This is a genomic window from Oenococcus sp., assembly GCF_047725585.1.
Classification (GTDB): Bacteria; Bacillota; Bacilli; order Lactobacillales; family Lactobacillaceae; genus Oenococcus; species Oenococcus kitaharae_A.
In genome coordinates this window covers 77211-99197 of the sequence record NZ_JBDNNF010000002.1, presented here as the reverse complement: position 1 = coordinate 99197, position 21987 = coordinate 77211, and the positions used below count along the sequence as shown (strand labels likewise).

Annotated in this window: 20 protein-coding genes and 1 tRNA gene; 4 read left to right on the top strand and 17 right to left on the bottom strand. The window is 44.4% G+C overall.

Going from position 1 to position 21987, the window contains the following annotated elements; translation table 11 throughout:
• Positions 1-144: 144 nt before the first annotated feature.
• From ABF487_RS02905 to ABF487_RS02870, 8 genes are read right to left on the bottom strand one after another with little or no spacing between them, the layout of a single operon-like run.
• The gene (locus ABF487_RS02905; RefSeq protein WP_415625053.1) at positions 145-807 is read right to left on the bottom strand and encodes a thiamine diphosphokinase; all 663 of its coding nucleotides are present in this window, start codon (positions 805-807) and stop codon (positions 145-147) included.
• On the bottom strand, positions 794-1465 hold the full coding sequence (rpe, locus tag ABF487_RS02900; protein ID WP_415633135.1) for a ribulose-phosphate 3-epimerase: 672 nt from the start codon (positions 1463-1465) through the stop codon (positions 794-796). Before rpe ends, ABF487_RS02905 begins: the two co-directional genes overlap by 14 nt.
• Before the next feature lie 45 nt (positions 1466-1510).
• Entirely contained in the window at positions 1511-3457 is a 1947-nt protein-coding gene (pknB, locus tag ABF487_RS02895; RefSeq protein WP_263778654.1) for a Stk1 family PASTA domain-containing Ser/Thr kinase, read from the bottom strand.
• Positions 3457-4200, bottom strand: coding sequence for a protein phosphatase 2C domain-containing protein (locus ABF487_RS02890; RefSeq protein ID WP_263778653.1), 744 nt, complete (start codon positions 4198-4200; stop codon positions 3457-3459). Before ABF487_RS02890 ends, pknB begins: the two co-directional genes overlap by 1 nt.
• Positions 4201-4226: 26 nt before the next feature.
• On the bottom strand, positions 4227-5177 hold the full coding sequence (gene fmt / locus ABF487_RS02885) for a methionyl-tRNA formyltransferase (protein ID WP_415634433.1): 951 nt from the start codon (positions 5175-5177) through the stop codon (positions 4227-4229).
• Complete coding sequence (gene priA / locus ABF487_RS02880) at positions 5177-7588, bottom strand: primosomal protein N' (RefSeq protein ID WP_415634432.1); 2412 nt, start codon at positions 7586-7588, stop codon at positions 5177-5179. Before priA ends, fmt begins: the two co-directional genes overlap by 1 nt.
• A complete protein-coding gene (locus ABF487_RS02875; protein ID WP_415634431.1) occupies positions 7585-8925 on the bottom strand; it encodes a bifunctional metallophosphatase/5'-nucleotidase in 1341 nt (446 codons plus the stop codon). The genes priA and ABF487_RS02875 overlap by 4 nt, the downstream gene beginning before the upstream one ends.
• A 2-nt stretch (positions 8926-8927) precedes the next feature.
• Positions 8928-9542, bottom strand: a complete 615-nt coding sequence (locus ABF487_RS02870; protein ID WP_415634430.1) for a metallophosphatase — start codon at positions 9540-9542, stop codon at positions 8928-8930.
• Between the two features lie 111 nt (positions 9543-9653).
• Here ABF487_RS02870 and ABF487_RS02865 point away from each other — a divergent pair, with 111 nt between their 5' ends.
• From ABF487_RS02865 to ABF487_RS02850, 4 genes are all read left to right on the top strand, one after another.
• Positions 9654-10952 (top strand): NCS2 family permease, encoded by a 1299-nt coding sequence (locus ABF487_RS02865; RefSeq protein ID WP_007746829.1) that lies wholly within the window; start codon positions 9654-9656, stop codon positions 10950-10952.
• Positions 10953-11086: 134 nt separating this feature from the next.
• Positions 11087-12046 carry a thymidylate synthase gene (locus ABF487_RS02860; RefSeq protein WP_415634429.1) on the top strand — a complete coding sequence of 320 codons (960 nt, stop codon included), beginning with the start codon at positions 11087-11089 and terminating at the stop codon, positions 12044-12046.
• A gap of 24 nt (positions 12047-12070) precedes the next feature.
• Positions 12071-12142: transfer RNA gene (locus ABF487_RS02855), tRNA-Gly, on the top strand.
• 30 nt (positions 12143-12172) lie between these two features.
• Positions 12173-13054 carry a YitT family protein gene (locus ABF487_RS02850; RefSeq protein WP_263778646.1) on the top strand — a complete coding sequence of 294 codons (882 nt, stop codon included), beginning with the start codon at positions 12173-12175 and terminating at the stop codon, positions 13052-13054.
• Here ABF487_RS02850 and ABF487_RS02845 read toward each other — a convergent pair.
• From ABF487_RS02845 to lysA, 9 genes are all read right to left on the bottom strand, one after another.
• Positions 13037-13585 carry a 5-formyltetrahydrofolate cyclo-ligase gene (locus tag ABF487_RS02845; protein ID WP_415634428.1) on the bottom strand — a complete coding sequence of 183 codons (549 nt, stop codon included), beginning with the start codon at positions 13583-13585 and terminating at the stop codon, positions 13037-13039. The genes ABF487_RS02850 and ABF487_RS02845 overlap by 18 nt on opposite strands.
• A gap of 5 nt (positions 13586-13590) precedes the next feature.
• Positions 13591-14835 (bottom strand): serine hydroxymethyltransferase, encoded by a 1245-nt coding sequence (gene glyA, locus ABF487_RS02840; RefSeq protein ID WP_415634427.1) that lies wholly within the window; start codon positions 14833-14835, stop codon positions 13591-13593.
• A 68-nt stretch (positions 14836-14903) separates the two neighbouring features.
• Positions 14904-16088, bottom strand: a complete 1185-nt coding sequence (locus ABF487_RS02835; protein ID WP_415634426.1) for an aminotransferase class I/II-fold pyridoxal phosphate-dependent enzyme — start codon at positions 16086-16088, stop codon at positions 14904-14906.
• Positions 16088-17188 (bottom strand): aspartate-semialdehyde dehydrogenase, encoded by a 1101-nt coding sequence (locus ABF487_RS02830; RefSeq protein ID WP_415634425.1) that lies wholly within the window; start codon positions 17186-17188, stop codon positions 16088-16090. Before ABF487_RS02830 ends, ABF487_RS02835 begins: the two co-directional genes overlap by 1 nt.
• A complete protein-coding gene (gene dapB / locus ABF487_RS02825) occupies positions 17189-17959 on the bottom strand; it encodes a 4-hydroxy-tetrahydrodipicolinate reductase (protein ID WP_415625042.1) in 771 nt (256 codons plus the stop codon). It lies immediately after the preceding gene.
• Positions 17956-18834 carry a 4-hydroxy-tetrahydrodipicolinate synthase gene (gene dapA / locus ABF487_RS02820; RefSeq protein ID WP_415634424.1) on the bottom strand — a complete coding sequence of 293 codons (879 nt, stop codon included), beginning with the start codon at positions 18832-18834 and terminating at the stop codon, positions 17956-17958. The genes dapB and dapA overlap by 4 nt, the downstream gene beginning before the upstream one ends.
• Positions 18831-19979, bottom strand: a complete 1149-nt coding sequence (locus ABF487_RS02815) for an N-acetyldiaminopimelate deacetylase (RefSeq protein ID WP_415634423.1) — start codon at positions 19977-19979, stop codon at positions 18831-18833. The genes dapA and ABF487_RS02815 overlap by 4 nt, the downstream gene beginning before the upstream one ends.
• On the bottom strand, positions 19979-20680 hold the full coding sequence (dapD, locus tag ABF487_RS02810) for a 2,3,4,5-tetrahydropyridine-2,6-dicarboxylate N-acetyltransferase (protein ID WP_415634422.1): 702 nt from the start codon (positions 20678-20680) through the stop codon (positions 19979-19981). The genes ABF487_RS02815 and dapD overlap by 1 nt, the downstream gene beginning before the upstream one ends.
• Entirely contained in the window at positions 20673-21956 is a 1284-nt protein-coding gene (gene lysA / locus ABF487_RS02805; protein WP_415634421.1) for a diaminopimelate decarboxylase, read from the bottom strand. Before lysA ends, dapD begins: the two co-directional genes overlap by 8 nt.
• Positions 21957-21987: the final 31 nt, after the last annotated feature.

Sequence of the window (21987 nt, the reverse complement as noted above, 5' to 3'; positions counted from 1 at the left end):
TTTTTTGTAGTTCATCTGATAAACGATGTAGGCTTAAAATTTTAAGCTTATACTTTATGGCAAATTGCACTAAAAGTAAAAAGCCTTAACTATTATACAAAAGTCAGCCTAAAAAACAAAATATCTTGCTTTTTTAAACTTTTGTTAACTATAGATTGCAATGACATCGCCAGCTGCAAAGCTAATTCTAACATCTTGGCCCTCAATAAACTCATTGGATGCAAAGACACAGGCTTTATCTGACGAAAAATCATGCAGCTCATACTTGGCAGCCGCAATTGAAAAGTGCTGAATGCCATTCAATGTTGCAAAACCCAGATATTTCTTCTGATAAAAATCAGAAATCACATAATCGCCAGCATGATAAAAAGTAACAATATTGCCAGCATCAAATAATCTAATCTTGGACAGCAGCGGCGCATAACGATCCTGAAAAATATTCAGCAGATTATCCAATTCATGATCCAAACGGCCGCCGGTCATTCCGAACAAATTAATTGTTTGATACTCACTGATATCAAAATGACTTAGAACACGCTGCAAGGCCAATTCTGTATCAGTGAAATCTTTCTCCGGCTTTGCCTGCTGAAAATCATCGGCATTAACGTGTGCTTTCACAAAAGCCAGCTGGTCAGCCGTCAGTGAGTCAAAATCACCGACCGCAGTTAGAGAGGTTACCCCCTTTGTCACAAGATAATAAGAACCGGCATCTACGCCGATCCAATCAGCATCAGCAGCTAAAAAATCGGAAAAATTAGCCGGTAAAACCGTTGTCGGCCCACCTGCTAAGATGTTAATCGACTTCAAAATCCGTAGCCTCAATCAGTTTTTTCACTTTGGCTGCTGGATCTACTTTGTCATAGACATATGAACCGGCAACAGCTACTGTCGTGCCAGCTTTGTAGGCTTCAACAATCGTCTTGTCATTCACACCGCCATCAATCTCAATATCAAAATTCAAGCCGTGACTCTTCTTGTAATCACGCAACTGAGCCACTTTTTCGATTTCTTCAGGCAGGAATTTTTGTCCGCCAAAACCAGGATTCACGGTCATCACCAAAACCTGATCAACCATATATAAGACAGGTTCGATCAAAGCAACCGGTGTACCCGGATTAATCACAACCTCAGCACGAGCACCAGCATTTTTGATCATTTGCAGTGCGCGGTGGATATGCGGCGTTGCCTCAACATGAACACCGATAATATCAGCACCAGCATCAGCGAAAGTATCAATGATCTTTTCGGGATGATTCACCATGAGATGAACATCCAAGGTTAATTTACTGCCGCTGGCCTTGATCTGTTTGACCCAATCAGGGCCATAAGAAATACTGGGAACAAAGTCCCCGTCCATAATATCGATATGCAGATATTTTGCACCCGCGTTTTCGACTAATTTTATCTGTTCTCCTAAATTTAAATAATCAGCTGCCAAAATTGATGGCGCAACAATAACACTCATTTTTTCTCCTTTTTTTCAAACAAACAACAAATCCGCTGAGCGGCCTTAATTTGACGAACTACTGGATGAACTACTGGATGAACTACTATCCGGTGTGCCGCTGGAATAGATCAAGTTAATCGTATCAGTTCCGGGAATCACTTGTGACCCTTGTGCGAACGACTGGCTAATTAATTTCCCATTTTCAATCGTAGATGAACTTTGATAATTGATCGAAATAGAAACTTTGTTGCGGCTTCCCCAGCTTTCAGCTTGGTCACGCGTCATAGATGTGAAATTAGGTACTGTGATCTTGCTGATACTACGGGCAACTTGTAGGACAACCGCTGTGGTTGCAGAAATTTCAGTTCCTGCACTTGGATTTTGGCTGATCACGTCGCCATCGTTATAATCGCTTGTCTGACTATAATTAATTTGCAATTTGATACCATTTTGCGTCGCCCATGCTTGAGCACTGGACAAATTACTAAAGGTCGGCACTGTAATCTTGCGGGTTCCCCTAGAAACAGTGAAACGGACAGTTGTACGATAAGGATCTACTTTTTTATCCGCCGCAATTGATTGCTTGATAATCTGGCCATTGGGTACTGAGTTGGAATAACTTTGTGTCCGACGCACCTTGTAGCCCTGATTTCTCAAAACATTAGCAACAGTCGAATAATCAGAACCAACATAATCGCCAAAAGTTAATTTGCGTGCACCATTTGACACGATTAAATCAATTTTGGTTCTTTTAGCAACATGTGTCCCAATATTCGGGTCGGATTTAATAATCAATCCCTTCTTAATCGACCTGGAAGTCGTTCGGCTGATATTACCAACTTCCAGATTATTGGACCTGATCAGGCGTTCAGCTGTACTAAGCTGCTGGTTGCGTGTATTAGGCACCTGAACATCACCCGGCCAAAACATCATGACGAGAATAACACCAAAACCAATAACCAAAAGGCCGGCCAGAATCCAAGGCCAGATGCGATGCTTTTTTTTCTTCTTGCCAATTAACTGCGACTGGTCTTCACTTGAAGTTTCCGCCATTGGTTGAGAGGGGCTAGTATTTGGCGAGGTTCTTTGGATACCGCTGGCAACTTGTGATTTCAAATCTTCCAAAGGAATGACGCGTGTCTGCGCCTGATCATCGATAAAAGGCGGGAGTTTAGCTTCTTTTGCACGACGGGGAGACAAGCTAGTTCGCAGATCGTTTGCCATGTCTTCAGCCGTCAAGTATCGATTATCAGGGTTCTTGGCTGTTGCCCGCATAATGACATTCTCTAAAGCCTGTGGAATGTTCGGATCAAGTGCTTTGGCTGACGGCATCTGTTCAGAAGAATGCTTCATCGCAATCGAAACCGCTGTGTCCCCTTTATATGGCACCTGACCAGTCAGCATCTCAAACAAAATCACGCCCAGCGCGTAAATGTCAGATTTATTAGTCGCCATGCCGCCGCGAGTCTGTTCTGGGCTGAGGTAGTGAACAGAGCCTAAAACAGCATTCGTCTGCGTCATGCCGAATTCACTGCGAGCGATTGCAATACCAAAATCGACTATTTTAATCGAACCATCTTTGCCGATAAGAATGTTCTGCGGCTTGAGGTCTCGATGAACGATGCCGTGGTTATGTGCCATAGACACAGCCGAAAGGACCTGTTCCATGATATTAATGACCTGAGCATATGGAATAGGAAAATACTGGGCAATATAGGTCTTTAAGTCCATGCCGTCAACATATTCCATGGCTAAGTACTGCATGCCGTCGTAAGAACCGGCTGCCAATACTTTTACGATATTAGGGTGAACCAGTTGTGCCGCAGCCTGTGCTTCTCTTTGAAAACGGCGCACAAAATCCGGATTATCCTGCAAATCCAAACGCAGCACTTTAATCGCAACCTGCTGATTATTCTGTGTATCGGTAGCAAGATACACATTAGCCATGCCGCCTTCGCCGAGAGGACGGACAATCTGATATCTGTTTGCAAAAATTGAACCAGGGTTCATCACTTCTCCTCCGTGAATTGCGACATCAGCAGCACTGTCACGTTATCAAATCCGCTTTGCTCATTCGCCATACTAATTAATTGTGCCACCATTTCACTCAACGACTTATGTTTGGACTTAATGACATGCAGGATGTCTGCTTCTTCAACCTGCTTGGTCAAACCATCCGTGGCAAGCATGATAATGTCGTTATTCGTGACACGGTGTTCGGCAAACGACATCTCTGTCTGAGCATTTAATCCAAAGTAACGGGTAATACTTTGATGATGGGGTATTTTATCCACCTCTTCTTGCGAAACCTGGCCGCGTTTTAACAGTTCATTGCCAAAAGAATGATCAAAAGAAAGCTGTTTTAAATTCCTGCCGTTAAATACATAAGCCCGCGAATCACCCAGATTACCGACTAAGACATCAGATTTAATCGCGATTGCCAGTACCATGGTTGTGGCCATTTTTGACAAATCGCCAAAACGTTTGCCGGCTTCCAAAATGCGGTGGTTTTCTTCCTTAGCCTTGCCGGAAATCCAATCCTGCGCCGCCTGAATGGATGAAATGTCCGTCTGCTGCCAGCCGAACCCAAAGTTATTAACCACCATTTCCGCAGCAACATCACCGCCTTTTTCACTCGTGACGCCATCAGCAACTACGGCTAATTTGTACTGGCTTTTATTCGTGAAAATCCCGACAAAGTCTTGGTTTTCTTTTTTTCTTGTTCCAATATCACTTAAATAGGCGATTTGCATAAGTTATCCGTAATGTTATCGTAACATTATATCTCATTTGTCTTGCTGCCAACATTAAATGTTCTTCCCTGGCCATTTAAAAACGCAGCCACAGTCATCACTTTCTTGCCAGCCGGTTGCAAACGTTCCAGTAAAACGACCCTGCCATCGGCTGCTGTGATACCGAATTGTCCCTTATTTTTGATAGAAAGTTGTCCAACTTGTCCGATTTTATCGCCAACTTTAGCTGACAAGAGTTTGATCCTCTGATCTCCCAACTGAAAAAAAGCACCCGGGTGCGGTGAAAGCCCGCGGACAAGATTAACGACTTGCTCAGCAGACTGCCGATAAAAATTAATTCGCATCAGCTGCTGATCAATTTTAGGCGCTAAGGTAGCAAGCGAGTTATCCTGAGGCTGCCCTTTCGCCTCGCCTGTCACTAATTTAGGCATCGTTTTTAATAATAAATTGCATCCTAAAACAGCCATCTTGGCAAACAGACTTCCGGCATCATCCGATGCTTCAATGGCGAGCTGGTCAGTCGCGATCACATCCCCGGCATCCATTGCTTTAACCATATACATAATCGACACGCCAGTCTCTTTATCACCATTGATTAACGCCCAATTGATCGGCGCAGCACCGCGATAACGCGGCAGCAAGCTGGCGTGTACATTGATAGCAGCAATTTTGGCTGATTTCAATAATTTCGTTGGGATGAATTGCCCAAAAGCTGCCGTCACCAAAAAATCAGCTTGTAATGCGATCAATTCAGCCATCTCCGGAGAACCTGGCAACTTTTCCGGTTGAAAGACCGGTAATTCATGAGCCACAGCCAGCTGCTTTGTTTGTGTCTGAAGTTTGACTTTTTTTCGACCAACAGGCCGGTCAGGCTGGCTGACAACGGCAACAACATCAAATGCCGGATCATCGATCAAACCTGCCAAAACACTTTTGCTAAAATCTGAAGTTCCAAAAAAAATTACTGAATTAGCCATTAGATAAATGATACCGGATCTCGATCAATACTTAAATAAATATCATGCGGCAGACGGTCGGAAAATACTGATTGCAGATCTGTTAATGTCCTTTCTAAATTTTCGTCCTTCTTGTATTTTAGGATAATTTGGAAATAGTAGCGATTACGTAATTTTGCAATGGCTTTCGGTGTCGGCCCCAGCATAATCGTTTGTTGTGCCAACCTGCCCTTAATAAAATCAGCTACAGCATCAATTGCCTGGCTGGCCATAAATTGATCCGGCCCATCCACGGCAATTTGCAGCGTGTAGAAATAAGGAGAATAATCTGCTAAATGGCGTAAGGACATTTCCTTTTTATAGAAACCTTCATAATCCTGTTTGGCGGCATACTGTATCGCATAGTTATCCGGATTAAAAGTCTGAATAATGACTTGGCCGCTTTTACCAGACCTTCCAGATCGACCGGCAACCTGAGTGAGCAGATCAAATGTCTTTTCACCTGAACGATAATCCGGCAGATTCAAACCAGTATCGGCATTGAGCACGCCGACTAAAGTCACTTCGGGAAAATCCAGTCCCTTTGCTACCATTTGCGTACCCAACAGCACATCATATTTCTGCTGGCCAAAATCACGCAGAATTTTTTCCAGGCTGCCCTTTTTGCGTGTTGTATCCTGATCCAAACGTGCAATTCGAACATTGGGAATCAAAGCCTGCAGTTTGGCTTCAATCTTTTCTGTGCCACTGCCAACATAACGGATTTGAGAACTCCCGCAGACTGGGCACTTGGTCGGAATTGCAGTCTCGTAGCCACAGTAATGGCATTTTAAAGAATGACTGTCCATGTGAAGCGTCAACGACAGATTGCAGTTCGGGCAATGCGGCACGTAACCGCAATTGCGGCACATCACAAAAGAGGAATAACCACGGCGGTTTAACAGCAGAATTGTCTGTTCTTTTGTGGCCAAACGCTGCTTGACAGCATCTAACAAATCCGGGCTGAAATCACTGTCCGCGTGTTCTTTTTGCCAGACTTCGCGCATATCGACAATCGACACCGTAGGCAGCATTGCGCCGCTGACGGCTCGATGATCCATATGTAATAGCGTAAACAGCCCCCGTTGGGCACGTGCTCGTGACTCCAAACTAGGCGTCGCTGAACCGAGCAAAGTCACAGCACCGTGAAAACGAGCCCGCCACAAAGCGACATCGCGCGCATGGTAACGGGGATTATCTTCTTGTTTGTAATTGCTTTCGTGCTCTTCATCAATAATAATCAAGCCGATATTGTCTAATGGTGCAAAAATAGCAGAACGCGTCCCAATCACAATCTCAATTTGGCCTTGCCGTATCTCCTCCCATTGATCCAAGCGTTGGCCATCAGAAAGGCCTGAGTGAATCAAAGCCACTGCATCAGAAAAACGCGCTTTGACTCGGCGAATCATCTGCGGCGTCAAAGCAATTTCAGGCACTAAAAGAATCGCGCTGCGCCCTTTTGCAATGGTTTTCTCTATTAATTGCAAATAGACTTCAGTCTTGCCCGAACCGGTGATCCCTTCTAGAAGAAAAGTCTCCTGCTTTTGGCTATCAATCGCCTGAGCAACCCGCTGGAAAACTTTTTCCTGATCCGGATTAAGAGCAATGGCCTGGCTTTTGGCGACTGAAATCGCGTGAACAGGGTTGCGCGTCACTGGCATCTGTTTGGCTGTCAGCCAGCCTTTTTTCTCAGCGGTTGTCAGACTAGCGGGTGAAATATCAAGGATTTCGGCCAGCTCTTTGGTCTGAAAATGATCGTCTGTGTGCTGCTGCAAAAAAGCCAATAATTTTTTTTGTGCTGCCCGATGCCCTTTGTCATCGAGCAAATTGGTCAATTGGTGTTCACTTAGTGCATTTGACAGGACTTTGACGGTCTTGGCTCTATTTTTTTTAGCGATGGTCGTGGTCTGCACGATTTTGCCTTGACTGATCAGCTGATTCAATACTTGCAGCTGTCTAGTGTCGTATTGCTCAGGCAGAAAATTAATCTCATCCTTGTCTAAAAAGAACTGTTTTTTAATATCATCCGGCAGCTCACCGACTATTTTCAATCCTTTTAGATATTTGGCTTTAAAGGCGTTAGGCAGCATGGCTTGGATGACTTGGATACGATAAGAGAAAACATAACGGGCCAGCCAGTCCGAAAGTGCCAGCATTTCTTTGTTCAGTAAAGGTTTCTCATCAATAATTGAATGAATTTCCTTTAAGTCATAATCACTGTGGGATATATCCTGAACTGCAACCACAAAGCCCATCAAATCGCGCTTGCCAAAAGGAACCCGAACACGATGCCCGAGCAGATCAAAATCAATCAAATCTTGCGGAATTAAATAGGTAAAAGGCTGATTTGTCTGTTTTGTCGGCAAATCGACGATCACAGAAACAGTTTTCAATATATCTCCTTGAATGCATAATGAGCTTGATAATAGTCGGCCATCAATTCGCGCAAAATGCCGTGAAAATCAAAGGATACCTCGGCTGATTGCAACGAATGAAACCAAGGCAGAAAATAATAATGGTCCAAACTGGCAATTTCATAATGTGCATCAGGATCGACATCTGCTTTTTGAATGCCGAAAAATAGCATCTCACCAAAGGTATCGCCGCGAAAGCCTGATCCATTTATATGCAGATTAAAAAGATGATCGCGCTGAGACTGGACCTCATCAAATAATTTTAGCAGGACGCTGCCGTCAATGTCGATTTTCATCGGATTGATTGTGTGCGGCATATCGGTTAAGAGTGAAAAGGCATTCAAGGGCCCTGCAGAAAGATCTTGAAGGAACATACCAGTTGACAGCATCGCAATCTGAGTATGAAAGTTGGCCATCAAAGCTTGGGCACAATCAGTTACCTGCTGCTTGCGGCTGCGTTTGGCCGGCAAAAATGCCATGACTTGATCCGCCAATAATTCTCGTCCCGTATGCTGCCAATTGCTAATAAAACGGCTTTCTGAAGCGACTTCCGGCAAATCTTCGAATTTAATCGTCTGTGCAGCTTGTGCAACAATGGCGTGATTATCAATTTCTAGCGTGACCTCGCCCACATTTTCACCATATTTCCCCGCCGCAGCTAATAAAGACCGATTGATGCGCTGGCCATGCGGCAATAAATGATGCGTATGAGCACCCAAAATAACAGAAAGCTCGTTAAAATGGTCAGCTAAAGCCTGATCAGTAGGAAGCCCCAAATGCGAAAGCAGAATACGGATGTCCGATTGAGCAGTTACCCGCTGCATCAAAGAAGGCAGGACATCAAGCGGCTGAACCGGCAGCCAATCGTTTAAGGGATAAGTAGATTCATAGGCCGCTGTCAAGCCGAAGGCCGAAAGTCGTGTACCGGCCGGCGTCACAAAAATCCGGTAAGCTTCTGCCCAGTCCGGCAATTGGCGATTGTTTTCTAAGATATTATCCAGTAAAACAGCAAACTTGCGCTGTGAATACAGATCTTCCATACGGTCATGCGGTAAGGCTAATCCCTCATTATTACCAATCGTCACAGCATCGTAGCCGGCATCGTTTAATAAGTCAGTATTGGCTTTGCCCCAACTGGCCTGCGTATTGGCATCAGACCGATCAATAAAATCGCCGATATCGAATGTCAGAACAAAGTGGCCCTGCGCCTGCAAAAAAGCCCGTCGCGTTTTTAGCCAGTTGGCAATCCTAGGCCAATGTTCAATATGGCTGTGCAAATCGTTTGTGTGCAGAATTGTAATGAATTCATGAGCCAAAATTATCGCCTTTTTGCAAAATCATCGGATTTTGCCTTGATCAAATATTCAATTTTCTCCATAGAAAGGGGTGCACCGAAGATTGGTTTCATTTCTTTGGGAAAATAATCAAAATCTGCAGAGTCAATGCCAACATTGATGTTTTCTTTAATATCAATCGAGCTGTGATGAATATGGCCATGAAGGTTGATACTATTTTTCGTGATACCGAAAATCAGCGGGTAATGTGTCAAAAAATATTGTCGATGGTCATATTTAAAGTAGGCGCCGACATCCTCGAAGGCAAATTTATCTGCACCATTTTCGGATTTGAAATTATGATTATTCAGATACTTGAAGAAATCATGGCTATCATGGTTGCCCTTGACGAAAATCAGGTTGCCATGCAGATTTGTCAAAAGGTCCAGCATCGCCTCTTTGCTGCCTTGCCGATAGAAAACGCCGATATCGCCGCAATGATAAACTGTATCTTCCGGCTGAACAGTCTGATTCCAAGCGTCGACAATGGCATCATTCATTTCATTGACCGAAAGAAAGTGCTGCCGCTCAGGAGCAAAGTGAGGATGTCCTAATAAAGCATTGGCAAAAAAATGTGTATCCGAGGTCACAAAGATCATAAACTAATCTTATCAATTTTCAGAAATATTCAAAATTTTCCTTTTTTAATGTGAAGAAATTAATTTAAATGTTCGTGTTTTCATGATTAATAATCTCCTCGTGGAGGAAAAATGGATCAATATTTCGAACTAAAAAAGAACAATACGACAATTGGTCGGGAATTCGTTGCCGGACTGACCACTTTCGTATCGATGGCCTATATTCTTTTTGTAAATCCGAGTGTGCTCGGTGCTGCTGGAATGAACAAAGGCGCCGTCTTTGTTGCGACTGGCCTGATTACTGCCATCGCAACTATTTTTATGGGGGTTGTGGCCAAGTATCCCTTCGCCATTGCACCAGGTTTGGGCATAAACGCTTTCTTTGCCTATTCAGTTGTTATTGGTATGAAAGTGCCATGGCAGACAGCTTTAGCAGCCGTGTTTATCGCCGGTATTTTGTTTTTTATTCTCACGATTTTCAAAATTCGTGAAATCGTCATCAATTCCATTCCAAAGGATTTAAAAGCCGCGATCGCAGCCGGAATCGGATTGTTTATTACTTTTATCGGATTTGAAGATGGCGGTATTGTTGCTGCTTCTAAAGATACGATGGTCACTTTGGGAAACTTTGGTACCCCAACGACTCTGTTAACCATTTTTGGAATCATCTTGACTTTTATCTTGTATGCACGCCACGTACCGGCTGCCATCTTCCTAGGCATGATTGGTACAACGATTGTCGGCATGCTCACAGGCTTGATCGGGCTGCCAACGGGGGTTATTTCCGCAGCACCATCACTTGCACCGACCTTTGGAAGAGCACTTGTTCATTTGGGAGATATTAATACACCTCAATTGTGGGTGGCAGTGTTTACCTTCTTATTGGTTACTTTCTTTGATACTGCCGGAACTTTGGTTGGCTTGGCCAAAAATGCCGGTTTTCTAAACGAAAAAGGTGAAATTCCGCGTGTCGGCGAAGCTCTGATGTCTGATTCTGTCGGCATGCTGATTGCGCCTGTCCTTGGAACATCGCCAACATCAGCCTACATTGAGTCATCTGCTGGTATTGCCGTTGGCGGCCGTACAGGTCTAACAGCTATTTTCACCGGTATTTTGTTCTTGTTTTCACTGATTTTCAGTCCTTTGCTGTCGATCGTTACTTCGCAGGTAACCGCACCAGCCTTGATTTTAGTTGGTGTCTTGATGGCTTCCAACCTGGCTGATATCGACTGGAAAGATTTCCCAGTTGCTGCTTCAGCTTTGCTAGTCGCAATCGGAATGCCTTTGACTTACAGTATCTCTGATGGTATCGCATTTGGTTTTGTGACATACCCGATTTTGATGCTTCTGACTGGCCAAGGCAAAAAAGTAACGCCTGTTATGTACGCTCTTGGGATTATCTTCATTGCCTTTTTGATTCTTGTCAGATAAAAATCTGATAACGTTAAATTGTTAAAAGTTCGTCAATAGACGGACTTTTTTTGTTTTTCCAATCATCGCGTCCATATCATTGTTGATTTCCGAACTAACTTGCGAAAGTTTCAGAAAATTATTAACATAAATGCATGAGCCAAAACGAAGCGCAATACCTCAATCTCGCTAAAAAAATTCTCACAGAAGGCCATGAAAAAATGGATCGGACCAAGACAGGCACACGGTCTTTATTCGGCGCCCAGATGCGTTTTGACCTGCATGAGGGCTTTCCTTTATTGACAACAAAAAAAGTCTTTTTCGGCTTGATTAAATCAGAACTATTATGGTTTTTACGTGGAGATAATAATATCCGCTTTCTGCTGCAACACCATAACCACATCTGGGACGAATGGCCCTTTAAAAAATGGGTACAAAGCAGCGATTATACGGGTCCGGACATGACAGATTTCGGCCTAAGAGCACAAAAGGATCCTGTTTTTGCTGCCCAATATAATGAACAGAAGCAGATTTTTACCGATCGTATCTTGACCGACGATGCTTTTAATCAAAAATTCGGCAACATCGGGGATGTTTACGGCAAACTCTGGCGCAACTGGCCTGATAGCCAAGATAACGGTGTCGTTGACCAGATCAGTCGTTTGATTAGTGAAATCAGAACAAACCCCAATTCCCGACGCTTGATCCTGACAGCTTGGAATCCTGAGACAACGCCTTTCGCAGCTCTACCATCTTGCCACGTTCTCAGCCAATTTTATGTTGCCGATGGCAAACTAAGCCTGCAGATGTACCAGCGTTCCGGTGATTTCTTCCTCGGCATTCCCTTCAATATTGCCAGCTACTCTCTTCTGCTTTCGATGGTTGCAGCGCAAACCGGCCTGCAGGTAGGTGAATTTATCCACACAATCGGTGACGCACATATTTACAGTAATCACATCGAACAAATCAGCGAGCAGCTTACCCGACCCATGCATGAACTGCCCACCTTAAAATTAAATCCGCAAGTCAAATCAATTTTCGATTACCAAATGGCCGACATTAAAATCGAAAATTATATTCATGAAGATCCAATCAAAGCTCCGGTAGCAGTTTGATATAATAGTCAGCGGAGCTTTTTTGCGAACATAGTTCAGTGGTAGAACGCCACCTTCCCAAGGTGGAGGTCACGGGTCCGATCCCCGCTGTTCGCTTTATCAGCCAGGCTTATTTATACTGGATACATGATCTCATCTCTGAAACAAATTAAGGCGCTGAATCTGCTCGCCTATACAGTCGGCTGTGCTTTTTACGCCCTTTCTCTTATTTATGTCAACATTCCCAATCGTCTGGCCGAAGGCGGCGTCACCGGTGTCACTTTGATATTCCGGGCACTGTTCTCAATCGATCCAGCGATTACGAATATTCTTTTTAACTTACCGATTCTGGTCATCGGCTATCTCAAATTGGGCAAACGACAAATTATCTCAACGCTTTACTGTATTTTAATGCTGTCTTTTTGGCTCTGGCTGTTCCAGCGATATCCAATTACGATTAATTTAAATCACGATCCGCTCATTTCGGCTTTACTCGCCGGTCTTCTTATAGGCATCGGTTTAGGGCTTGTCTTCCGCTTTGGTTCCACGACTGGCGGATCCGATGTAATTGCCCGTATTATCGAACAAAAATTCGGTGTGACGATGGGAAAATCGTTATTTGCGATTGATGCAATCGTTCTGGCCATGTCCTTGGTTTATCTCGATCTAACGCAAATGATGTACACGCTGATCATGTCTTTTGTTTCAGCTAATGTGATTAACTTTATTCAGGACGGCGGATATTCAGCTCGAGAATTCTTGATTTTCTCAAAGTATCCAACCGAAATTGCTGAGCGAATCATGTCAGAATTAGAGCGCGGCAGTACCTACATCGACATTGAGGGCGGATATAAAAAAACAGCTGCTAAAGCTGTTTACGTGGTTGTCGATCCCTCAGAAGTTCGTCAAGTTAAGGAAATTATTAATGAAATTGATTCAAAAGCCTTCGTATCGATTCGCGTGGTCACTGAACAAGTCGGTGAAGGATTTACTTTCCTAAGAAAAAAGCGCTCAATTTTCGGGCGCTAAAATTTGTTGAATTCTGACATCAAGTTTGTCAGTTGGGATAGTTGCCAGCAACTGATCGTTTAAAGCTAAAGAAAGCGTTTTACCGCTATAATCCGATAAGTAACGGTCATAGTAACCAGCCCCGAATCCCAAGCGTTTACCAGTCTTTGTGAAGGCCAGACCTGGCACAATCATCAGATCGATGTCATTCTTCGGAAAAGCTTTGGATTCCTCCGGTTCGGAAATTGACATCTTACCTTTAATGATTTTTGTTGTTTCTGTAAATTCAACAAAGATCATTTTTGTATCAACGATTTTCGGCACAAAAACGTGTTTATCCAGTTCCCAAGCCTGCTGAATGATCGGACGCGTAGATAATTCAAGCGGCAGACTCAAAGTAATCGCAATATTATCACTCGACTGCCAACCAGGATTTTCAAAAAGCTGGCGATATAAAGATAAAGATTGCTCTTTTTTTGCGACAGGGTCGATTGCCGCCAAGCGTGCTTTTTGTTGATCACGCAATACTTTTTTGTCTTCTATCACTGTCATAACATTCAGAAAGGATTCGAATCAAAAGGAAATTTGTCCATGAAGTCAAAGACTTCCTGCTTGATTTGAGCCAAAGCCGCTGTATCGCCAGCATGATGAATGGCGCGCATAATAAACTGCTCAATCTGCAGCATATCCGCTTCCTTCATACCCTTAGTCGTCATCGCTGGCGTACCAATCCGAACACCAGAAGTAACAAATGGCGACAGCTTCTCATTAGGCAGCGCTTCTCTATTCAACGTAATCGAAACAGAATCTAATAATTCCTGCGCCTTTTTACCAGTCAAACCGGTCTTAGTCAAATCCAAAGTAAACATATGGTTATCCGTACCGCCTGAAACGACACGAATATCATCTTCCTTAGAAAATGCATCAGCCATTGCCTTGGCATTCTTGATAATCTGAGCCGAGTAAGTCTTGAATTCCGGCTGCAAATCTTCATAGAAAGCAGCTGCTTTAGCTGCGACAACGTGATCCAAGGGACCGCCTTGAGAACCAGGGAAGACAGCTGAATTAATTTTCCTTGCATACTTCTCGTCAGCTAAAATCATGCCGCCTCGAGGCCCGCGTAATGTCTTATGTGTCGTGGTAGTGATGACATCGGCCAAACCGACAGGGCTAGGATGCAGGCCGGCAGCAATCAAGCCGGCAATGTGCGCAATATCAACCATCAAATAAGAACCGACTTCATCGGCAATATCGCGAAAAGCCTGAAAATCAATCGTCCGCGAATAAGCCGAAGCACCGGCAATAATTAATTTTGGTTGAAACTCTTTGGCTTGTTTTAAAATAGCATCGTAATCCAGCAGTTCGGTTTCTGGATCGACTTTATATGATTCGGCTTGATAGAGCTTGCCAGAAAAGCTCACGCTGGCACCATGCGTCAAGTGGCCACCGGAATCCAAATTCATCCCGAGAATTTTATCTCCCGGATGCAAAAAAGCCATGTATGCCTCAAAATTGGCAGTCGAGCCTGAATGCGGCTGGACGTTAGCATAGCTAATACCGAAAAGTTCCTTGGCACGTTCAATGGCCAGATTCTCAGCAATATCAATGTACTCGTTGCCGCCATAATAGCGTTTGCCAGGATATCCTTCGGAATATTTATTCGTCAGAACACTCCCTTGCGCCTGACGCACGGCCTTAGAAACAAAATTTTCAGAAGCAACCAGCTCGATATTGTGCTTCTGCCTCTCTTCTTCGCCTAACACGGCTTTTGATAACTCAGGATCCAAAAAATTTTTTGCCATCTGCACTCCTCAAAACTTTTTCAGTCTAACATGCTTAAAATTATTGCGTCACGAATTGGTTAAGAAAACTAACAAGGGCTTTTAGCCAAATATTTTTGCAAACGTGCCAAAGCTTCTTTTAAATTGCTTTCAGAAGCCGCATAGCTCAAACGCAGATAGCCTTCACCGCCAGGTCCGAAACAAGAACCGGGAATCACCCCAACCAAAGCTTTATGTGCTAACTCACGTGCAAAAGCCACATCATCTTGATTCTGGTCAGCCGGAATTTTCAAGAAAAGATAAAAAGCACCATCAGGAGCCGCGACATCAAAGCCCAATTTTTTAAATTCAGGAATTAAAAAGTCACGCCGTTGCTGATATTCGGCCCGCATCTGTTCGGTGACAGCGTCACCTTCGTTCAAGGCTGCGGTTGCGCCAGCCATAGCAGGATTTGAAACGGCTGTAATCGCAAATTGATGAATCTTGACGATTTCTGAAATCAGCTCTTTTGGTGCTGCAACAAAACCGATTCGGTCACCAGTCATGGCGTGCGATTTGGAAACACCGTTTAACACAACCGTTTGTTCAGGCAGAATGCTGCCAATTGAGATATGCTGGCCGACATAATTTAGAGTCGAATAAATTTCATCTGAAACAACCAGCAGATTTGTTTTAGCAATCACATCAGCCAGCTGCTGCAGCTGCTCACGGGAATAGTCAACGCCAGTTGGATTGTTGGGATAAGTCAGCACAATCGCACGGGCATTAGGATGCTGAGCAATCGTTTCTTGCAATCGCTGGGGCGTCAGGACGAAATCAGTATCATTTGTCGGGATATAGACCATTTTTGTATGGTTGACATGTGCCAGTTGTTCATAGAGCGGATAGGCCGGTGACGGTGCCAGCAGTTCATCCCCTTCTTTTAAAATCGTCGACAAAGTAGCAAAAATCGCTTCAGTGGACCCAACAGTTGTCAAAATTTCCGTATCCGGATCAAAATCTAATTGGTAGTTGCGCTTTAAGAAATCAGCAGCTGCCTGACGGAATTCTTCCGAACCTCGTGCAGTTGAATAATGCGAATGATTTTTCTGGATAGAATCTATCATCGCCTTTTTAACCAAATCCGGTGCATTAAAATCCGGTTCTCCCAAAGTCAAACGCAGCAGACCGTCAATCTGGCGGAATTCCGTGTCGATGGCACGAATCTGGTTCACTTTGATGTTTCTAATATCTGGACGAACGTTTTCGATCAATCCTTTTTTTAATTCTGGCATCAGTTCTCCTTAAATAATTCATATGAAGCTTCAGGATCATCCACATGAAGCAAATCTCTTTTAACCAACTCTTCGGCAATCTGTACAGCATTCCAAGCAGCACCCTTTAGCAAGTTATCAGACACGACCCACATCCAGTAACTGCCGGGATTTTCATTGTCAGCACGGACTCGGCCAACAAAAGTCTCTCGTTTTCCGGCGGCGTTAATCGGCTGCGGATAAAGTTGTTTGGACGGATCATCTTGCAAAACAAGGCCAGCAGCATCTGCAATTGCTTTTTGAATTGCTGAAACAGAAGCTTGGTCACTATCAGCTACCTGAAAGTAAACTGATTCGCCATGACTGACCGGTACAGGCACACGCACGCTGGTTGCGGTCACCTTAATTTTATCGGAATTCATGTCGTCAAAGAAAATTTTCTTTGTTTCATGAATCATTTTCCACTCTTCATGGGTATAGCCGTCATCTTCAAAAACATCAATCTGCGGCAGTAAATTAAAGGCTAGCGGATAATGCTTGTCCGCCGACTTGACTGGCAGAATATGTGCCTGCATCTCTTTTTTATCCAGATAGTCAGCGGCTTCCTGTTCCAATTCATTCCATCCCGATTGGCCCGCACCAGAAGCAGCTTGGTAAGTGGAAACAATCACCTTATCAACGCCGAATTTATCAAAGACCGGCTTTAAAGCCACGACCATCTGAATCGTCGAACAATTCGGATCCGAAACAATCCCTTTGTGATAACTCAGCGCCTGTGGATTGACTTCAGGGACAACCAATGGCACGGCTGGATTCATGCGAAAATACGAGGTATTGTCAACACAAACAGCACCACGTTTGACTGCTTCTGGCAAAAAATGTTTGGAGACTGAACCGCCAGCAGAAGACAGAACTAAATCAATGCCGTCAAAAGATTCCGGCTTGGCTTCTTCAACTATGTATGTCTGTCCTCGAAAAGTCTGCTGTTGGCCAGCCGACCGAGAAGTAGCCAGCAGTTTCAAAGATTTAACCGGGATGGTTGATAATGCCAACTGTTCTCTCATGCGGCTGCCGACTGCACCCGTAGCACCCAAAATTGCAACATTGTATTCTTTTGCCATTTATTTTAACCCCATTATTTTATCTAAGCCGACTAGCAGAGTTGTCTGCTGATCGGCATTTTTAATTGCTAATTGTACGCCTGGCATAAAGGATTTGCGATCCAAGCTATTTTGTGCAATCGACAAAGTTTCATATTCATTAGCGAAATTAACTGATTGGTAGGCAACGTAGCCAGCTTGGCGTTTTGAAATGATTTGAATGCCATCAACTAAATTACTTTGTGATTGATCATCTAAGCGGCTGTCATCAGGCTTGGCTGTCGCTGCACCTGCTTGAGCGAGTATCGCAGCCGTCATTTTCGCCGTGCCGCTGGGAGCATCAACCTTGTCAGGGTGGTGAATTTCTTCAATGCCGACATTGGACATAAATTTCGCTGCCAAACTGGCAAAATACATCATCAAGACAGCCGAGATACTGAAGTTCGGTGCAATAATACCGCCAGTCTTTGCCTTTAATGCTGCCTGCTGCAGCGTTTGGATTTGATCATCAGTCAATCCGCTCGTACCAATGATCGGATGGATGTGATGTGAAATTGCCCATGAAGCGTTTTGAAAGACAGTTTCTGGCCGCGTCACGTCCAGCCACAGATCATAATCGCCTTGGATCTCATCTAATTTGTAAAAGATTTTTGTCTCAGCGGGAAAAGCTGATTGCGTAGACGGATGATGCAGCAAAACAGCTGACAGCTGCCAGTCATCATGTTCGACGATTAACCGCTGAATGGCCTGACCCATTTTTCCAGCCGCACCGGCTAAGAGAATTGTTTTCATGCCTGCAGTACCCGCATAATTTCATCAGTCTGCGCTGCAGTTAAGGGCAGAATCGGCAAACGCGGCTTACCTACGTGAATACCCATCCGCTCATAGACGGCTTTGACTGGCGATGGCGACGGATGACTGAATAAAGCTTTCACTCTTGGATTGATATAACGGAAATCAGCTGCGGCCTGTTTCATATCACCACGATCGACAGCTGCAAACATATCAACGAACTGCTTAGCATAAAAATGCGAGACAACTGAAATCGTCCCAGCACCGCCCAGCACGTAATTCAACAACGCTTGGCCATCTTCACCTGTGAAAATCAGAAAATCTTTTGGTGCATGTTCGATTAATTCCGACATATCATAATCGGAATTGCACTGTTTGACCGCAATAATATTTGGATGTTTAGCTAATGTCAGTAATGAATCGACAGTCAGACCGGAAATGCTGCGGCCTGGAATATTGTAAATAATCACAGGCAGCGGGCTAGCATCAGCAACAGCTGTAAAATGCGCGATCATGCCGTCCTGATCAGGTTTATTGTAGTAGGGCGTCACAATCAAAGCAGCGTCAATTCCCTTAATCTGCCCGACTTCCTGCGTGAAGCTGATCGTTTCGGCCGTATTATTTGATCCCGTCCCGACAATCACCTTGGCGCGTCCGGCAACAAAGTCAACCGTTTTTTTAAATAAGGCAATCTTTTCATCATGTGTCAGTGTTGGTGCTTCGCCAGTCGTCCCTGAAACGACAAAGCCTTGGACGCCATCGGCCAATTGCGAATCAATCAATTTCTCATAAACTGCAAAATCAATCTCATTCCTATCGTTAAAAGGCGTGATAATCGCGGTCAATAATTTTGTATCTGCTAAAATATTTGTCATTTTTCCATTCTTGCTGTCAGAAAACCAGTGATAGCTGTAATCCCCTTTTCAATAGCTGACTCGTCCGGTGATAAACGATCGGAATGCAGCGTATGCTTTGGATCATTAACACCTAACCAGCACATGGTTCCTTTAAATTGGTTGGACAAAAAACCAAAATCTTCTGCAATCATAGCTGGTTCAACAATTTTAAAGTCAACGTTATCAGCTTGTTCCATATAGCTAATAAAAAAACTGCTGCTTTCTTTATCGTTGACCACCGGCATATAACCGCCTTGTCGGAAATTGATTTTCAATTCCTGGCCAAAAGCGTCAGCAACTCCTTGTGCGATCATGCGAATATGCTTTGTCATGACCTCCATGCCCTGCTGCGTAAAACTGCGGATAGTGCCTTCAATATCAGTCTGTCCGGCAATAATATTCATGGCTTGACCGGCATTGAATTTGCCAATCGTGACCACGCCGCCTTCAATTGGATCAATATTACGGGAAACGACCGTCTGAACACTAGTCACAAAATTAGCCGCTGCAACAATTGAATCATTCGCTCTTTGCGGATAGGCCGCATGGCCAGATTTTCCGACAAAACTGATCCGCAATTCATTAGATCCGGCAAATAGCGTCCCTTGACGGCTGCCGATCTGACCAGCTGGCAATTGTGGATTCACATGTAAAGCATAAAATTCATCCGGTTTATAATCACCCTGAAAACCACCAGCATCAAAGAAACGTTTGCCACCAAATTCATTTTCTTCAGCCGGTTGGAAGAAAATCAAGAGATTATCAGCCGGCTGATGTTCAGCAAAATAAGACAGAATCCCAAGAGCAACCGTCATGTGAAAATCGTGGCCGCAAGCATGCATGACGCCATCGTTTTGACTGGCAAAAGGCAATCCCGTTGCCTCTTTAATCGGCAAGGCGTCAATGTCAGTCCGCCAGCCCAAAGTCCGCTTGGGATTAGATCCTGCGATACGCACGAGAATGGCCGTCGGCACTTCCGGAATTGTTTTGATTGAAAGATGGTCCTGAGGCAGACGGGCAATTTGTTTTAACAAGAAATCATGCGTATGAAATTCCTGCATACCGATTTCTGGATCCTCGTGTAAATGACGGCGAATCTGAATTAACTCTGCTTCACTTAACATTAAAGCTGCCTCAAAGCATCGACCAGTGCTGTCTTTTGCTCAGTCTTGGCATCAATCTCTTTAATCACACGAGCAGGCACACCAGCAACGACTGTATGAGGAGCCACGTCTTTAATCACGACTGCGCCAGCACCAACAACGGCACCTTCGCCAATTTGCACACCTTCTATCACAACGGCATTGGCACCGATCAAGACATTATCGGCCACACGAACCGGCTGAGCCGAGGCTGGTTCAACTACCCCGGCTAAGACAGTCCCAGCACCAATGTGACAATGTTTGCCAACAATCGCACGGCCGCCGAGCACAGCACCCATATCGATCATGCTGCCTTCGCCGATTTCAGCACCGATATTAATCACAGCACCCATCATAATCACAGCGTGATCGCCAATTTTCACCTGATCGCGGATAAAGGCGCCAGGTTCGATACGGGCATTGATATTTTTCTTGTCCAGCATTGGGACACCAGTATTGCGGCCATCGTTTTCGACAACGTAATCCTGCGGATCCAACGCAGACAGCAGCGGTTTGATATCCTGCCAATCACCAAACAGCAAACCAAATCCATCGCCAGCAAATTGCTTAACATCCTGAGGCAGCTCGCCAGTCAACTGGCCCTTATAAGTCACTTTCACCGGCGTCTTTTTCGGTGCGTTCGCGATAAAACTAATAATTTTTTCTGCATCTAATTCAGTCATTTCCTACCTCGTAATCTAAATCCAAATGAGTAATGTCAGCCATGCTCTCACGCTTGACCACTAGTTTTGCCTTGCCATTTTCGACAAAAACAACAGCCGGGCGCGGGTTTCGGTTATAGTTGGATGCCATAGAATAGCCATAGGCACCAGTTGCCAGGATTGCCAGCAAATCACCAGGCTGGGTCTTAGGCAGCTTCTGCTGCCAAACGAGAACATCGCCGGACTCGCAGTATTTACCTGCGATCCGCACAACTTGTTCGCTGGGCACGTCTGCCTGATCGGCTAATACAGCTTCATATTCAGCTTGATAAAGGGCCGGACGGATATTATCGCCCATGCCGCCATCAACTGACAAATAAGAACGAATGCCGGGAATATCTTTGCGGCCGCCGATTGTGTATAAAGAATAACCAGCCGGTCCAACGATTGACCGGCCAGGCTCGATCCAAATTTCCGGAAGTTGGATTTTGTAAGTCTTTGCTGCTTGTTTGACTGACTGACAAATCAGATGAATAAAGTCGGAATTAGGAATCGGATCATCTTTTTCATTATATTTAATGCCAAAACCGCCGCCCAAATCGATGATCTCAGGCTGGAAATGCCAATCGCTAGCTGTTTTGACCAATAGATCAGCCAATTTCGAATAACCATTTGTCTCAAATATCTGAGAGCCGATATGAGCATGCAAACCGCGAAGATGCAGATATGGTGAGGCCATAATCCGATCAAAAGCTTGTTTGGCCTGGCCGGAAATCAAATCGAAACCAAATTTGCTGTCCTGCTGGCCTGTCGAAATAAATTCATGCGTGTGTGCCGAGATGCCGGGACTAATTCGCATGAGAACATCTTGTATCTGATCTTTGGCACTGAGAATCTCTTCTAGCAGCTCAATTTCATGGAAATTATCGATGATAATGGTCCCGATATGATGATCGATGGCTGTCGATAATTCGTCAAAGGACTTGTTATTGCCATTAAAAGCCACTTTCTGCAAGGGGAAACCAGCTTTCATGACAGTGGCTAGCTCGCCGCCAGAAACCACGTCACAATGGACTTTTTCAGCCGCAAGCACATCGTACATGGCAACAACCGAAAAAGCTTTACTGGCGTAACTGATTTCATAGGCAACATTTTCGGCCTGAAAGGCCTCTTTCATCTCGTGAATCGTTTTTCGAATTTGACCGACATCATAGACATACAAGGGCGTTTGAAAACGTTTGGCGATCTCGCTTGCTGGCAAACCGCCGATATAAAGTTGATTATTTTGAATTTGCATAATAAAAACCTCCGTTTGCTAAACTAAACAA